The sequence below is a fragment of the Pectobacterium quasiaquaticum genome (genome assembly GCF_014946775.2).
Classification (GTDB): domain Bacteria; phylum Pseudomonadota; class Gammaproteobacteria; order Enterobacterales; family Enterobacteriaceae; genus Pectobacterium; species Pectobacterium aquaticum.
Genome location: NZ_CP065177.1, coordinates 4,120,517 through 4,135,992 on the forward strand (window position 1 = coordinate 4,120,517; position 15,476 = coordinate 4,135,992).

Here is a 15,476-nt window from a genome sequence, read left to right on the forward strand (position 1 = left end):
GCTGAAAGCCGAGTGCCAGAACGTTATAGAATCTGTAGCCGCGGCTTCATCGTCATCACCTCATCATCTACCACGGACGTAATGGACAGATGAGAAAGTGCGCGGCTGCGGAATGGGATCACCTGCGTGCGACCGTCCAGCTGTACGATTTGGTAGAACTGCGGCAGGTTGAAATTGATAAAGCTGGAACCGTAGGTAAAGCGATCGTGCGACGATGAATAGAAGCGGCTGACATCGCGCACCAGTTCCTCTTTACTGCCTTCACAATGGTGATACACCTCGACGCGATTAGACTCATCCAGAATATAGATATTAAAGCCCTGATTTTCTGTCAGATCCTCAAAGAAGAACTGGATAATCCCTTCGCTGGCGACGCCATCGACTACCGGCGGTAAATGTATATGGTTGGTTTCAACCTGAACAGGCTGGCCTTGCAGTTTGTTGTTGGAAATCGCGCCATAAAACTCGACCGCATTTTCCAACTTCTGCACCGATACACTCAGCCGCTCGAAGAACAAGCCCCAGGTTTGCCCCGCCACTTTCACCGCTTTGAAACGCCCTGGCTCTTGCTGACGCGTACTGGTCAGGCGCAGTTCAATGCATTCGGACACCAACTGCTGAACTCGGGTACGAATCAGCCCGCGCAGGTGCTGGCTGTAGCAGAAGACTTCCAGTGATTCCGGCAGCGCCGCATCCTGATGCATTTTGCCCAGAATGGTTTTCAGCGCTTCCAACACCGCCTGTTCGCCACTGAAATGCAGCGTACGCACTTCGTTCCACGAGTTGCGATACAACAGGTCGATACTACCAACCAGACACTGCTGCTGCTGGCCGAAGCTAAAGACATCCAGATGACGGAAATCGAAATGCACCACCTGATTGCGGAAGGCCGCCGTCGGATCATGTTCCAGATTGACGATAATCGCCAGATGACGAATTTCACACGGGCTGTACAGCGCCTTCGGCGTGGGAGCAGGCAGACGCAGCGGGAAGTGGCTGGCTACGTCGTCCACCAGTGCTTGCAGGCGCGTAATGTCACACAGTTCGTTGCCTTTAATATACAGGCGCGTGCTTGGCGTCAGCAGGCCATTAAAATACGCCCACGCCACCAGCTTGTTCAGATAGCGGTTATATTCCAGCGGCTGATGGCTGACAATCGCATCCATCGATGGTGCCTGATTGTACAGGTACCAGCCAGAGCGGTTCGCGCGACCCGCCGGAACATAGATAAAGGTTAAATTCGGCTCCGACAAATCAGGCGAAATTTGTGGGTTCAGCAGGGTAACTTTACCCGGCAGCGCTTCAAACGCAGCATACAGTTTACGGGTCAACACACCGATATCCTGCGGGCTGGCGCTGACGCTCAGATTATTGCGGCGGGCGAAGCGAATCAGGTTGCGATAGGTCTGCATCATCGCATCCAACAGCTCATTATGTGCTTCGCGTACCTGTTCGATTTTCCAGTTAGCGCGGTTATCCAGCATGGCCAGATGTTCGTCGCTCCATCCCCATTCTTGCACCAGTTGGCTCAGAATCTGGCGACGCCAGCCGACACAGGCTTTTTCTCTGGAGAGTTTTTCACAGACTTTTAAGTAGAAACATCGACGCGCCAGATCGAGGCGCGTGGGATCGTTGATCGCCGTCAGATAGTGCGTCACGCGATCCAACATCATGCAGTAAGGATCGAGGCCGAAAGAGACGATCTCGCCGTCATGCAGACGTTTTTTAATTTCGGTCGACAGCAGGCTGGTGTCCGGGTATTCCCAGGAATAGGCTTCCAGCAGCAGCGTCTTCAGTACAGCTTTATAAGGGGAATCGATACTTTTATAGAGCTGCCAGAGACTCGCGCCGAAATACTCTTCCGCCGACAGCGTGCTCAGGCCGCCTAAATCCATCCACTCGTTCGGTGCCAGCGCGCCCTGCGAGTAGAGCGACAGGACATAGTCATCGTAGTGAGATTCTTCTTCGACCGGCACCATGTTCCACAGAATACGTTTACCCGCCATACGCACAGCGGTACGGTAGAATTCGTCGAGTAATAGGATGTGCTGCATGGTGCCGCAGTCTTCGCCACTCAGGCTACCGCTTTCATTGTGGCGGAAACGACTTTCATCCATCAGGAAGAAGCTGACCTCAGCGCCCTGCGCCGCGGCCCATTGCTCCAGCAGCGTACATTTCTTCTGTAGGAGCTGGCGTTCTTCGCTATCCAACCAGGATTGGTGGCACACCCAGATATCGAGATCGGAGCTACAGCTCTGCCCGATAGACGAGGTGCTTCCCATGGAATAGATGCCCGTGATCGGCAGTTCTCCCTGCGGATGAGAACAGTCAAACTGGCCCCAGCGCAACGCGATGCCATCAAGGTACTGTTGCTGCTTTTCATCAGGCGTGTGAGTGCAGATACCGTGAGGCACCTTGCCTTCAAGGTAGCCGGGCATCAACGGGTGATGATGATGTAATAAAATGGGCAGAAGACTGTAAACCTGCTGAAAAGCGGGTTTCATTGCTCCCAGAGCACGGTCAACACGCAGTTGGTTGATCGCATCCAGTCTTTGCTTCAAAGTCTCGATGTAGAAGTACAAGACGTTTCGCCTGATTTATCCCAGTGCCTAGAAAAACCCCGTGTTCCAAATCCGCATAATGAAATTAGAAGAATGTTTAGCGAATTATTGCTGGAAACGTGATCAATTTAACACCTTGCTGATTGGGCGTAAAGAAAGTAAAGAAAGTTAGACTTATCTATCTTGCTTTATTACGAATTTACCTACCCGACTGCATCAGCACGGCTTCCTATCTATGTATGCGGCACCCGAATTTCAGACCGTTTTAAAAGGCGCGCCGCGAATGCCCACAACCTGACACCAACGCACCATCAATGATACGATGGCGGAAAATGATAAAAACGGTATCAAGCATGTTAGCCAATATTATTAGAATTGCCACCCGACAAAGCCCGCTCGCTCTGTGGCAAGCACGATATGTTCAGCAGTGTCTGAACCACCTCTACCCGGATTTACACGTGGAGCTGGTGCCGATGGTCACCCGCGGCGACATCATCCTCGATACGCCACTGGCAAAGGTCGGTGGTAAAGGATTGTTTGTTAAAGAGCTGGAATTGGCGCTGCTTGAAGGGCGCGCCGATATTGCCGTCCACTCCATGAAAGATGTCCCTGTCGAATTCCCAGACGGCCTCGGTCTGACCACCATTTGTGAACGCGACGACCCGCGCGACGCTTTTGTTTCCAATCATTACGACAGCCTCGATCAATTACCGGAAGGCAGTTGTGTAGGCACCTCCAGCCTGCGCCGTCAGTGCCAGCTGCGCGCCCGACGTCCCGATCTGGTGATTCGAGATTTGCGCGGTAATGTCGGCACACGCCTGTCAAAACTGGATAACGGCGAGTATGACGCCATTATTCTTGCGGTCGCGGGCCTGAAACGTCTTGGCCTTGAAGCGCGCATCCGCTGTGCGTTAAGCCCGGAAGCGTCTCTGCCAGCCGTCGGACAAGGCGCTATCGGCATCGAATGCCGTTTGGATGACGAACATGTCCGCCAACTCCTTGCCCCGCTCAATCACCCCGCTACCGCCGCCCGCGTACTGGCTGAACGCGCCATGAATGTACGCCTTGAAGGTGGCTGTCAGGTGCCGATTGGCAGCTACGCCGAATTGGAAGGCGATACGCTGTGGCTACGCGCGCTGGTTGGTGCACCGGACGGCAGCAAAATGATCGTCGGTGAACGCAAAGGAAACGTCTCCGATGCCGAACAACTCGGGATTGCACTGGCTGAAGAGCTGTTAGCCAAAGGAGCCAGCGCCATCCTTCAAGCCGTTTATCACGGATCAAGCCCATCATGACAATTCTGGTTACCCGTCCGTCACCAACTGGCGAACAACTGGTGACCCGTTTAAGAAAGCTCGGCTATAACGCCTGGCACAGCCCGCTGATCGAGTTTTCACCCGGACGAGAACTCGCCAGTCTGCCTGCCCTATTGCAGGCACTGAGCGCCGACGATTTGGTGTTTGCGCTCTCACAACACGCCATTCATTACGCCGATCCGATGCTGGTACGTACGGGCATCAGCTGGCCTGCCCATCTCGCTTATTACGCCATCGGCCGTACCACCGCGCTGGCGCTGCATAAAATCAGCGCACACCCGGTAACCTATCCGCCTGAGCGCGAAACCAGCGAAACGCTCCTGCAACTTCCTGACCTGCAAGATGTTTCCGGTAAACGCGCATTATTGCTGCGCGGCAACGGCGGCAGGGAACTGCTAGGGGAAACGCTAACCGAGCGGGGCGCACAGGTGACCTACTGTGAATGTTATCAGCGCAGAGACGTTCACTATGACGGGCTAGAGCAAAGCCGCCACTGGCAACAAATAGGCATCGACAAACTGGTGATCACCAGCGGAGAAATGCTACAACGGATCTATACTTTAGTACCTGATTACTATCGGGCTTCCTGGTTACTCGGCTGCCAGTTGATCGTCGTCAGCGAACGGCTGGCTGAACAAGCTCGTCAGCTTGGCTGGCGTGATATCCGAGTGGCTGATAATGCCGATAACGATGCGCTCGTGCGCGCACTACAATAAACCTGATCATGGGATGTACCATTATGACGGAACACAATACCCCCACAGCTCCATCCGACGAGGTTGCTGAACGGGTTGAACCCTCGCATCAGCAGCAGGATCCCGCACCGCAGCCCAAACGTAGCGGTGCCGTGCTGGGGGCGATCGCGATTGTGATTGCACTGGCCATAGGCGCAGGCTTGTATTACCACGGCCACCAGCAGGCGCAGAAAGAAACGGCCGCGCTTCAACGTCTGGAAGCGCAGTTCAACACATTGCAGCAACAGCATAAGCAAGAGCAGCAGCAGTGGCTGGACGCTCAACAGCAGCAAAGCAAAGCGCAGGAGACTGCCGCACAGCGTCTTGAGGCGCTAACGCGTCAGTCAGACGAGCTGCGCGATAAGCTGGCGGCGCTTTCCAGCCATGACACCAATACCTGGCTGATCGCTCAGGCCGATTTTCTGGTGAAACTGGCAGGACGCAAGCTGTGGAGCGACAAAGACGTCACCACCGCAGGCGCGTTGCTGAAAAGCGCGGACGCCAGCCTGGCGGAAATGAACGATCCCAGCCTGATAGAAATCCGCCGCGCGCTGACCAACGATATCGGAGCGCTGGCAGGCGTAAGTCAGGTCGATTTTGATGGCATCATCCTGAAAGTCAATCAGCTCACCGACCAGTTGGACAACTTGCAACTCGCCGACAACAACACCGATGAAGCGCCGATGGACGCCAACAGCACAGAGCTGTCCGCTTCCTTGAGCGAGTGGCGACAAAATCTGAGCAAGAGCTGGCACAATTTCCTGGCTGATTTTATCACCATTCGCCGCCGCGACAGCGCTGCCGAACCGCTACTGGCACCGAATCAGGATGTGTATCTGCGCGAGAATATCCGTTCACGTCTGCTGGTTGCCGCACAGGCTATTCCTCGCCACCAGAATGAAGTGTACAAACAGTCGCTGGAAACGGCAGCAACCTGGGTTCGCGCCTACTTCGATACTACCGACCCCACGACGCAGGCCTTTTTAGATCAGCTCGATGCCTTAAACCAGCAGTCGGTTTCACTGGATGTCCCGATGGAGCTACAAAGTCAGGCGCTGTTGGAAAAACTGATGCAAACGCGCGTTCGTAATCTATTGGCTCAGGCGCCAGCCACACAGCAAGGGGAATGAGCATGCTAAAAGTCTTATTGCTGTTCCTGATCCTGATCGCCGGCGTGGTGATCGGTCCGATCGTCGCAGGTCACCAAGGCTACGTCCTGATCCAAACGGATAACTATGACATTCAAACCAGCGTGACCGGTCTGGTCATCATGCTGGTACTGTTCTTCCTCGCCTTTTTGGCGGTGGAATGGGTGCTCCGCCGGATCTTTCGTACCGGATCCCGCACACGCGGCTGGTTCCTCGGCCGCAAACGCACCCGCGCCAGAAAACAGACCAAAGCCGCGCTGCTCAAGCTGGCCGAGGGGGATTATTTACAGGTAGAGAAGCTACTGACGCGCAATGCCGACCATGCCGAGCAGCCCGTGGTTAACTACCTGCTGGCAGCCGAAGCCGCTCAGCAGCGCGGCGACGAATTCCGCACCAAGCAATATCTGGAGCGTGCCGCCGAGGTTGCAGATACCGATCAGCTTCCGGTGGATATTACGCGCGTGCGTATTCAGCTAGCGCGTAATGAAGATCATGCCGCACGTCACGGCGTCGACAAACTGCTGGAGGTTGCGCCCCGCCATCCTGAGGTACTGCGTTTAGCGGAGCAAGCTTTCCTGCGCACTCACGCCTATAGCGCGCTGCTGGATATTCTGCCTGCGATGCGCAAGATCAATCTGTACCCTGAAGAACGTCTACTGGATCTACAGCAGCAGGCCTATATCGGTCTGATGAATCAGGCAATGGCAGATGGCGGCAGCGAAGGGCTGAAATCATGGTGGAATAATCAGAGTCGCAAAGTACGCCATGAGATCCCGCTTCAGGTCGCGATGGCTGAGCATCTGATCGAGTGTGACGAGCATGATACCGCTCAGAAGATCATTCTCGACGGTCTCAAGCGCCAGTATGACGAACGTTTGATCCTGCTAATGCCACGCCTCAAAGCCGGAAACCCAGAACAACTGGAAAAATTACTGCGCCAGTACATCAAGCAGCAAGCCTCTACTGCGCTGCTGAGCAGCACGTTAGGCCAATTACTGATGAAACACGGCGAATGGCAGAAGGCCAGCGATGCTTTCCGCACCGCACTGGAATTACGACCGGACGCGTATGATTATGCTTGGCGCGCCGACGCACTCGACCGGTTGCGTCTGCCGGATGAAGCGGCGCAAATGCGGCGCGAAGGGCTACTGCTCACGCTACAGCAACCTGCCGACTAATCGCTACGCCACTCTTTCATAAGGCTCCTTTTGGAGCCTTTCTCTTTTTATGGGCGGTTTCATCTAGTCCGACAGAAGGCGGCTACCGAGCATTTTACTCAGACGAAAAAAAACGCTTACCGATAAACGGTAAGCGTTGAAAATATCAGGTCTGTCAGACAACAGAATGGTGCCTCACTCAACGTTATGTCCGGAAGGCCCGATGGAGATTTGCATCTTCATCTGGAGTTGGACGATAGGCACCTCAAATTGGCTCTGCGTCATTCCCAGGATTATGAAGCCGAAGCAAGCATAGAAGGTGGAATGAGCATCTACCCGCTTATTTAAGCATAAATTATGCCAATATGCATAACTTTATTATCACAGCCTCACAAAATAGAGTTAAGCATCTAATAATAAATACTATTTTTATTTATCCACAATGAGAGAAGCTAAGACACGATGGGCGGCAAAAACGAGATCGCGCTCACAAAACCTGTCGCCATTCAGAGACGATTTTGTCACGTAAAATATTAACCATTAATAATCAATGAATTAAATGTCTCTTTTTTGCGACAACATAACCCCCAGAGTGTCGTGTTTTTCCGACAGTCCTATCAAAGCTGCTGATTCAATTTAAAAAAAGGGGAAAATATCCGCGCCGGGAAACCGACGCGGACAGCGTTGACTTAATGAGAGGAGATTAGCGGGAGGACAACTGCTCTAAGCTCTGCTTCGCCACCTGATAAAGATAGTGCGCAGTCGGGAACAGCGCGCTGTCATCAACGCGGAATTTCGGGTGGTGCAGCGCATACGGTCCGCCGGAACCGACCATCATGAACGTACCCGGTAGTTTTTGTTGATAGAACGCGAAATCTTCACCAATCGGGCTGGCTTCCACGCGGCGCGCTTCAAACCCTTCGTCACTCGCCACATTCAGCGCAAACTCAACCCACTCTGGCGTGTTGATTACCGATGGCGGCCCTGCGTGCCACAGGAACTCAATTTCTGCGCCAAAGGTGCTAGCGATACCTGCAACAATCTGACGGAAACGCTGTTCAATCAAATCACGCGCGTCCTGATTGAACGTTCTAACCGTACCTTCAACGTAGGCCGTGTCTGGGATAACGTTCCAGGTGCTGCCGCTATGAACCTGCGTAATCGACACCACCGCGTTGTTGTCGGACGAGACCGTGCGGCTGATGATGGTCTGTACGGCAGAAATCAGCTGACCCAGAATGATAATCGGATCGTTGCCTTCATGCGGCTTCGCCGCATGACAGCCTTTCGCTGCGATTTTGATCTCAAAGCGGTCAACGCCCGCCGTCAATGCGCCGTCTTTCCCACCGATGACGCCAACCGGCAGCGTCGGATCGTTGTGAATGCCGAAAATGGCTACCGCATTGTCCAACGCGCCAACGGCGATGACTTCCGGTGCGCCCAGCCCAGTCTCTTCAGCGGCCTGAAACAAAATTCGCACGGTGCCTTTCAGTTCCGGCTCGATTTTCTTCAGCAGAATCGCCGCGCCAAGTGCAGCGGAAGAGTGAAAATCATGACCGCAGGCGTGCATCACCCCTTTGTTGAGCGACGTGAATTCTACACCAGACTCTTCTTCAATCGGCAGAGCATCGATATCAGAACGTACCACGACCAGTGGACCATCCTGTAAGCCGCCGACTTCAGCAACCAGACCGGTTTTCAGCGGTAGGTCGAGGATGCGAATCCCCTCTTTTTCCAATACTGCACGAATCTTCTTCGTGGTCTCAAACTCCTGATTCGACAACTCAGGATTGCGGTGTAAATCGTGGCGAAATGCCTGAATAAACTGAGCCAGAGGCTCGTGCTGAGATGCTGTTCTCATGAATACTTGCTCCACATTATCGTGCCCTGCCTGACAGGGCAGCCTTGTTCAGGCGTGCAGGTGTGTCTACGTATGCGTTAAATATCGTACTCAAGCGGCTCAGGCAGCTTGGTCAACTGACGCAGGAAACGCTGGGTTTGCGGGTTATCCGAGAAGCTAATGACCTGCTCCGCCGGACCTTCCTCAACGATATGACCGTCCGCCATGAAGATCACCCGGTCAGCCACTTCTTTTGCAAACTGCATTTCGTGGGTGACGATCACCATCGTGGTGTCATTTTTCGCCAGCTTCTGAATCACCTGAAGCACCTCGTGTACCCTTTCTGGATCCAGCGCCGAGGTCGGTTCATCAAACAAAATCGCCTTCGGATCCACCGCCAGCGCACGTGCAATACTCACGCGCTGCTGCTGTCCGCCGGATAGCGTCACCGGATACTGTGCCGCCTGCGGCAGCAGACCGACTTGCTCCAGCAGCGCCAGACCAATTTCATCCGTCTGCTTCTTCGGCATTTTTTTCACGACAATCAGCGCTTCCGTCACATTTTCCAGCGCCGTCTTGTTCTTAAACAGGTTGTAACTCTGGAATACCATCGCCGTCTGGCGGCGAAGCGCATAGGCCTCTTTAGCGGAGTAGCGACGCGTATCCAGCGTTTGTTCGCCAATTTCGATCGTACCTGACTCTGGCGTTTCCAGCAGGTTCAGGCAGCGCAGCAGCGTGGATTTACCCGAACCGGATGGACCGATAATCGCCACGACTTCGCCTTTCGCGATATCCAGACTAATGTTGTCCAACACCACCTGATCGCCAAAGCGTTTAGAAAGATTCTTTACACTGATCATGTCAGCCCCTTATCGCTGTAGCGAGTGATTCAGTTTCTTCTCCAACTGCTTTTGCAGCCAGGCGTAAACCACAATCACCATCCAGTAAATCAGACCGACAACCAGGAAGGTCTCAAAGAAACGCAGAGATTCAGCGGCAATCATTTTGCCTTCCGCGAACAGTTCGGAGACGCCAAGCGCAAAGGCCACCGAAGTATCTTTAATCAGGGAAATGAAGGTGTTCCCCGTCGCAGGCAGCGCATTCAGCATGGCCTGAGGCAACACGATGCGGCGATAGACCTGTGCTTTGCTCATGCCAATGGATAAGCCAGCTTCCGTCTGGCCGAAATCCACCGAGGCCAAGCCCGCACGAAAAATCTCAGCCATGTAGGCTGAGGTTTTCAGGCTAAAACCGATAATCGCGGCCGTCATCGCATCCAGATTGGATAAGCCAGGGAATAGCTGCGGCAGGCCGAAATAGATGATAAACAGCTGAACCAGCGACGGAATGCCGCGGAACAGCGAGATATACAGCTCGACGATTTTTACGACCACGACAATCTTGCTTTCACGGACTAACGCCAGGATAAGGCCGAGAACCATAGCAAAAAACATCGAAACCACGGCGAGGAACAGCGTGGTTGGCAAATACATTAATACCTGGGGAAAGACCTTTAACAGGTAGGCAAGATCGATATTCATGAGTAATACCATTAATGCTTCCACCGGCCATATTGCACCGGTGGAACAGGGTTATGACTATTTGCTATATAACGAACATCTGGCTACATAACAAGCCATCTGGCGACATAACGAATCATCAGGTTACGCAATGACTCGGCCGAGATAACAGTGTGAGGTTACTTAGCCGGTGATACCGTGATGTCTTCACCAAAATATTTTTCGGAGATCGCTTTCAAGCGTCCATCTGCACGCATTTTCGTTAACTCTGCATCGAACTGCTTACGCAGCGCATCACCTTTCTCGTCCTTATGGAACGGGAAGCTCACTTCTTCAATCACCAGCGGCTCGCCGACCAGTTTGAACGGCAGGTTACGCTTATTGATTTCTGCCAACAGAATCGGACGTGAATTCACGTAGCCTTCAACACGTTTAGACAGCGCATCGTTCATCGCGCCATCGCGTGTTTCATAGGTGCGAATATTCACGCTGCCGTCGGCAAACGCTTTTTTCAGGTTGTTGACGTGGTTGGAACCCAGAACCCCAGCAACCGTCTTCCCTTTCAGGTCAGCCAGTGTATTAATGTCCGCGTTGTCTTTGTGCGTCACAATCTGGCTGCCGTAGAAGCTATACGGTTGAGCAAAATTGTATTTTTCCTGACGCGCTGGAGTAATGGCTACCACGTTCGCTACCGTATCCAGCTTTTTCGCTTCCAACTGCCCCATAAGGCCGCTGAAATCGGCGGTGACCCACTCAACTTTATAGTTCAGATCTTTCGCGATGGCTTCCGTGACTTCAACGTCAAACCCGACCAGCTTGTTATCTTGCTTGAATCCACTCGGATAACTTTGGCCTGTTGAACCCACTTTCAATACTTTTTCCTGCTCAGAGCCGCTCTTCCCAGAATCACAGCCAGCAACAAGAAAGGCTGTCGTCAGCGCCAGAACAGACAACGTTACTTTTTTCATCATTTTACTGCCTCTCTTTTTGATTTTTTATCTTTCCACTGGTCATACAATGGGTTATCAAGGATTTTTTCCATCCAGATTGTCAGGTGTCCTTTTCCCAGATTCGTCTGCCCGACTTCCTTGAAACCATAATTTCTGTACATCTCAATCAGCCACGGGTGGTTTTGCGCGGTGCCAAGCGACACGGCAGGCGCTTTGAGCTGGTTAATCAGAATTTCTTCCTCAAGCCAGCTCATCATTTTCTTACCCAGTCCCTGTTTTTTATAGCCAGGGTGCGTTGCAAACCAGCCCAGATGAGGTAGACCGAACGGGCCCGGCTCAGGCCCCCACGGATAGCGGATGGTAAATGACGACACCATCTCACCGTCTTTTTCCATCACATAAACGCCGTGTGAGGCAATATGCGTACGGACCATGTCGATATCTGCATGGGCGGCGGAAAAGTTGATACCCAGTTGGCGAATCGGCTCAAATGCGGCCAGCGCCAATGCCAGAAAAGTTTCATCATCCGCAAGCGTGGCCTGACGAAATACGATACTCATGATGTCACCTTATGCTGGCAGCAGGCCGGAGTTATCTGCATAGCGAATCACGTCATCAACCTTCTGCGGCGCACTGCCAACGTAGTTAGCCGGATTCAGCCATTCGTCCAGATCGGCGGCGGTTACCTGTTCAGAAAGCACTGGATGCGCCAGCAGCACCGATTTAAAGGACTGATTCTGCTCGAATGCCTGCATTGAGCATTCATAAACCAGATGGTGAGCAGTTTGCTTGCCGAGACGTTTACCAATCTCGAACATCACTTTTTCAGACAGCAGCAGGCCGTTTTGCAGATCGAGGTTCGCCAGCATCTGCTTCTCGTTGACGGACATGCCACGCAGGATGCCAAGCGCATTCTGAAGCTGAGCGGACAAATAGATATTGATTTCCGGCAGCGCAATCCACTCCGCACGCCAGCTCATCGCATCACGCTCATGCTCAACTTTCATCGATTCATGAATCAGTGCAGCGCTCTTAAACAGCGGAGCCGTCAGGCTCGCCAGCCCTTCCAGCGCAGCTGGATTGCGTTTATGCGGCATCGTGGTTGAACCGATTTTCCCTTCGGAGAACGGCTCTTCGATTTCGTTAATCTCGGTGCGCATCAGGTTGTACAGCTCATTACCGATTTTGCCCAGCGTACCGCTGATCAGAACCGTAACAGAAGCATATTCGGAGAAGCGATCGCGGGCAGACTGCCAGCCGATATTCGGCGTATTCAGTCCCAGCTTATCCAGCGTCAAACGCTCGATTTCCGGCCCTTGTTCGCCAAAAGAGGCGTAGGTGCAGATGGCACCGTTGATGTTGCCGACAAGAACACGTTCTTTGATTTCACCCAGACGTTCGAGATGACGGATAAATTCATCCAGCCAAACGGCCAGTTTAAAGCCAAACGTGGTGGGCAGCGCCTGCATACCGTGGGTACGACCGGCCATCAGCGTATGCTGGTGTTTCTTCGCCAGACGCTTCAGTTCAACGGCCAGCAGTTGTGTATCTCTGACGACAATATCGAAAGATTGTTTCAGCTGTAACACTGTCGCGGTATCAACGATGTCCTGCGTGGTCACGCCGTAGTGAATAAACTCACCCGCGGCACCACACTGTTTCTGAATCGCGGCAATTGTCGGCATCAGAGAATGCTTCATACGCGCGGCATCTTTGGCAATCTCTTCAACGTTAAGCGCGCTTGCGTCAGCGTTTTCTGCAATGGTTTTTGCCGCATCCAGCGGAATGACACCCAGTTCACCCTCAGCAAGCGCTAGGGCAACCTCGACTTCGACCTGTTTAGTCAGGCGGTTATGCTCGGACCAGACGCCGCGCATTTCAGGCGTGCCAAAATTATTCCCTATAAGAAGAAAATCAATAAGATGTGATGCCATAATTAACTCGTTAGTGTTGGATTTATCAGGCGGGGATTTATATCGTCTTTTTAATTTTTAAAAATATAACATGCGGAAATTATGCGCTTTATACCTTCGGGATCTATCTTAGATCAAAAAGTTTGATTGCAAACTATGCATGTAGAAATGTTCGCTAACACTCTCTCCTGCTGAAAAACCGGCTTGTCACTTTTTCCCACCTACAATGAAACTCCTTATCCGTATGACCGCTGACGAAGGATTATCATGCTTTACCACACGACATTACGTACTCCCCGTAGCTTATTGATTACCATGATCATTATTTCAACCTTCTCTACTCAGGCCCTGGCTCAGGATCGCTATCTTCTGGAAAAGGTCGTTGAAGTCAGCCGTCATGGCGTACGTCCTCCAACAGAATCCAACACCACGGCACTGGAATCCGGCACGGCACGAGAGTGGCCGCAGTGGGTCACACGCGAGGGTGAATTAACCGGACACGGCTATGCCGCCACCGTATTAAAAGGCCGCTACGAGGGTGAATATTATCGTCAACAGCATCTGTTCACGTCAGGTTGTCCAACGGAGCAGCAGATTTATGTGCTCGCTAGCCCGTTACAGCGCACCCGCGCAACTGCACAAGCCTATATGGACGGCATGTTTCCGGGCTGCGGCGTTGCGACGCATGCCGTTGAGGATGAAAAACAGGATCCACTGTTCCACGGGGATAAAATGGGGATTGGCACGCTTGACCCCGAACGGGCCAAGGCCGAGGTACTGAAAGCGATGGGAGGCGATTTGAATATCGCCTATGAGCGTCTTAAGCCCAGTATCGAACTATTGAAGCAGGTCGTATGCGAAGCGGATAAGCCGTGCCCGGTGTTTGATAAACCGTGGGCGATAAAACAGGATAAAGACGGTTCGACTTCTATCAGCGGCCTGAATACGCTGGCAAATATGAGCGAGGTTTTCTTGCTGGAATACAGCGAGAATCTGCCGCAGGCGCAGGTCGCGTTTGGTCACGTCCGCAACGCACAGGATCTCATCCCGTTGATGGCACCGATGACGGCTAAATACGACTTCACCAATGATGTGCCCTATATCGCACAGCGCGGTGGCTCGCTATTCATGCAGCAAATCGCACAAGCTCTGGCGCAGGGAACGCCAGCAGAACAGGACACCACACAAGGCGAGCCACCAGCCGTGCCTTACTTGCTGTATGTCGCTCACGACACCAACATCGCCTATCTGCGCACGCTGTTGCAGTTTCATTGGCAGCTCCCCGGTGACACTGCCGATAACATTCCACCCGCGGGTAGCCTGGTATTCGAACGCTGGCGCGATACCACCACTCAGCAGCGTTTTTTGCGTATCTATTTCCAAGCACAATCGCTGGATCAGATCCGTTCTCTAACGTCGCTTGACGATCGGCAGCCGTTACTGAAAGAAGAATTGACCTCTCAGGGCTGCCAGCAGACGGAAAAAGGCACGCTATGCTCTTTCGATACCGCTTTGAAATCAATGCGAAAAAGTATCGATAGCAGCGCATTGGCACCTGTGCATTACGCGCTGTAACGCACGATATCGCAGGGAACCACAACATCTTGTCGGGTTAACGAATCCGACAAGATTTTCGCAAGAAGACAAATCGCAGACGAAAAAAAAGCACATCTTCCGATGTGCTTTCTTTTTAATTGGTCGGCGAGAGAGGATTCGAACCTCCGACCCACTGGTCCCAAACCAGTTGCGCTACCAAGCTGCGCTACTCGCCGAATGTACTGCTTTTTTTGAACATCACTGATGTTTTCGTTTGTGTGGTGCGAAGAGAGGGACTTGAACCCTCACGTCCGTAAGAACACTAACACCTGAAGCTAGCGCGTCTACCAATTCCGCCACCTTCGCATAACTCACAAACTGTCAATCAACTGCTATAATTTATAACTGCAAAATCTGGGGTGGCTAATGGGACTCGAACCCACGACAACTGGAATCACAATCCAGGGCTCTACCAACTGAGCTATAGCCACCATCACCACACTTTACATTAACGACTTATTACGCGGTACTTCCTTTTTACGGGATACTTTCTTTACGAAAAAAAGTGTACCACCGCAGCTCTTGCACACAACATACTTCATACAGAATATAATGGTGCGCCCGACAGGATTCGAACCTGAGACCTCTGCCTCCGGAGGGCAGCGCTCTATCCAGCTGAGCTACGGGCGCTTAGCGCCGTTGCGGGGCGGGATATTACGGGCTTAGCGACTGACTGTCTAGTGCTTTTTTATTGAAATGATGCGTTTGATTAGGATTTGCTCATTCCAAGCTAAATAACAC

At 52.6% G+C, this 15,476-nt stretch carries 12 protein-coding genes and 4 tRNA genes; 5 read left to right on the forward strand and 11 right to left on the reverse strand.

Features of this window, described 5'->3' with window-relative positions; translation table 11 throughout:
• Window positions 1–23 precede the first annotated feature (23 nt).
• Complete coding sequence (locus tag IG609_RS18870; RefSeq protein WP_193399233.1) at window positions 24–2,582, reverse strand: class I adenylate cyclase; 2,559 nt, start codon at window positions 2,580–2,582, stop codon at window positions 24–26.
• Window positions 2,583–2,914: 332 nt separating this feature from the next.
• On the opposite strand from IG609_RS18870, the gene hemC reads away from it, so the two are divergent.
• From hemC to hemY, 4 genes are read left to right on the forward strand one after another with little or no spacing between them, the layout of a single operon-like run.
• Window positions 2,915–3,856, forward strand: coding sequence for a hydroxymethylbilane synthase (gene hemC / locus IG609_RS18875; RefSeq protein WP_193399234.1), 942 nt, complete (start codon window positions 2,915–2,917; stop codon window positions 3,854–3,856).
• Entirely contained in the window at window positions 3,853–4,593 is a 741-nt protein-coding gene (hemD, locus tag IG609_RS18880; protein ID WP_039466161.1) for a uroporphyrinogen-III synthase, read from the forward strand. The genes hemC and hemD overlap by 4 nt, the downstream gene beginning before the upstream one ends.
• Window positions 4,594–4,616: 23 nt before the next feature.
• Entirely contained in the window at window positions 4,617–5,741 is a 1,125-nt protein-coding gene (gene hemX / locus IG609_RS18885; RefSeq protein ID WP_193399235.1) for a uroporphyrinogen-III C-methyltransferase, read from the forward strand.
• Window positions 5,742–5,743: 2 nt separating this feature from the next.
• Window positions 5,744–6,937: a protoheme IX biogenesis protein HemY gene (gene hemY, locus IG609_RS18890; protein WP_180787087.1), complete on the forward strand. Its 1,194-nt coding sequence runs from the start codon at window positions 5,744–5,746 to the stop codon at window positions 6,935–6,937.
• A 682-nt stretch (window positions 6,938–7,619) separates the two neighbouring features.
• Here hemY and IG609_RS18895 read toward each other — a convergent pair.
• The 6 genes from IG609_RS18895 to purB all read right to left on the reverse strand — a co-directional run bounded on the left by IG609_RS18895 (window position 7,620) and on the right by purB (window position 13,160).
• Window positions 7,620–8,777 carry a M20 peptidase aminoacylase family protein gene (locus IG609_RS18895; protein ID WP_193399236.1) on the reverse strand — a complete coding sequence of 386 codons (1,158 nt, stop codon included), beginning with the start codon at window positions 8,775–8,777 and terminating at the stop codon, window positions 7,620–7,622.
• Between the two features lie 77 nt (window positions 8,778–8,854).
• Window positions 8,855–9,616 carry an amino acid ABC transporter ATP-binding protein gene (locus IG609_RS18900; RefSeq protein WP_193399237.1) on the reverse strand — a complete coding sequence of 254 codons (762 nt, stop codon included), beginning with the start codon at window positions 9,614–9,616 and terminating at the stop codon, window positions 8,855–8,857.
• A 9-nt stretch (window positions 9,617–9,625) separates the two neighbouring features.
• A complete protein-coding gene (locus IG609_RS18905; RefSeq protein ID WP_011095665.1) occupies window positions 9,626–10,297 on the reverse strand; it encodes an amino acid ABC transporter permease in 672 nt (223 codons plus the stop codon).
• A gap of 158 nt (window positions 10,298–10,455) precedes the next feature.
• A complete protein-coding gene (locus IG609_RS18910) occupies window positions 10,456–11,247 on the reverse strand; it encodes an amino acid ABC transporter substrate-binding protein (protein WP_110163395.1) in 792 nt (263 codons plus the stop codon).
• On the reverse strand, window positions 11,244–11,786 hold the full coding sequence (locus IG609_RS18915; RefSeq protein ID WP_193399238.1) for a GNAT family N-acetyltransferase: 543 nt from the start codon (window positions 11,784–11,786) through the stop codon (window positions 11,244–11,246). Before IG609_RS18915 ends, IG609_RS18910 begins: the two co-directional genes overlap by 4 nt.
• 9 nt (window positions 11,787–11,795) lie before the next feature.
• Window positions 11,796–13,160 carry an adenylosuccinate lyase gene (gene purB / locus IG609_RS18920; RefSeq protein ID WP_193399239.1) on the reverse strand — a complete coding sequence of 455 codons (1,365 nt, stop codon included), beginning with the start codon at window positions 13,158–13,160 and terminating at the stop codon, window positions 11,796–11,798.
• A gap of 246 nt (window positions 13,161–13,406) precedes the next feature.
• Here purB and IG609_RS18925 point away from each other — a divergent pair, with 246 nt between their 5' ends.
• Window positions 13,407–14,714 carry a histidine-type phosphatase gene (locus tag IG609_RS18925; protein WP_193399240.1) on the forward strand — a complete coding sequence of 436 codons (1,308 nt, stop codon included), beginning with the start codon at window positions 13,407–13,409 and terminating at the stop codon, window positions 14,712–14,714.
• Between the two features lie 120 nt (window positions 14,715–14,834).
• Here IG609_RS18925 and IG609_RS18930 read toward each other — a convergent pair.
• The 4 genes from IG609_RS18930 to IG609_RS18945 form a co-directional block, all read right to left on the reverse strand.
• Window positions 14,835–14,911, reverse strand: a tRNA-Pro gene (locus IG609_RS18930).
• A 43-nt stretch (window positions 14,912–14,954) separates the two neighbouring features.
• A tRNA-Leu gene (locus IG609_RS18935) sits at window positions 14,955–15,041 on the reverse strand.
• A gap of 49 nt (window positions 15,042–15,090) precedes the next feature.
• A tRNA-His gene (locus IG609_RS18940) sits at window positions 15,091–15,166 on the reverse strand.
• A gap of 122 nt (window positions 15,167–15,288) precedes the next feature.
• Window positions 15,289–15,365 (reverse strand) — tRNA-Arg (locus tag IG609_RS18945).
• Window positions 15,366–15,476: the final 111 nt, after the last annotated feature.

Coding starts and splice junctions, on each gene's coding strand:
- hemC (WP_193399234.1), top strand. CDS start 2,915: ATGTTAGCCAATATTATTAGAATTGCCACCCGACAAAGCCCGCTCGCT.
- hemD (WP_039466161.1), top strand. CDS start 3,853: ATGACAATTCTGGTTACCCGTCCGTCACCAACTGGCGAACAACTGGTG.
- hemX (WP_193399235.1), top strand. CDS start 4,617: ATGACGGAACACAATACCCCCACAGCTCCATCCGACGAGGTTGCTGAA.
- hemY (WP_180787087.1), top strand. CDS start 5,744: ATGCTAAAAGTCTTATTGCTGTTCCTGATCCTGATCGCCGGCGTGGTG.
- IG609_RS18895 (WP_193399236.1), bottom strand. CDS start 8,777: ATGAGAACAGCATCTCAGCACGAGCCTCTGGCTCAGTTTATTCAGGCA.
- IG609_RS18900 (WP_193399237.1), bottom strand. CDS start 9,616: ATGATCAGTGTAAAGAATCTTTCTAAACGCTTTGGCGATCAGGTGGTG.
- IG609_RS18905 (WP_011095665.1), bottom strand. CDS start 10,297: ATGAATATCGATCTTGCCTACCTGTTAAAGGTCTTTCCCCAGGTATTA.
- IG609_RS18910 (WP_110163395.1), bottom strand. CDS start 11,247: ATGATGAAAAAAGTAACGTTGTCTGTTCTGGCGCTGACGACAGCCTTT.
- IG609_RS18915 (WP_193399238.1), bottom strand. CDS start 11,786: ATGAGTATCGTATTTCGTCAGGCCACGCTTGCGGATGATGAAACTTTT.
- purB (WP_193399239.1), bottom strand. CDS start 13,160: ATGGCATCACATCTTATTGATTTTCTTCTTATAGGGAATAATTTTGGC.
- IG609_RS18925 (WP_193399240.1), top strand. CDS start 13,407: ATGCTTTACCACACGACATTACGTACTCCCCGTAGCTTATTGATTACC.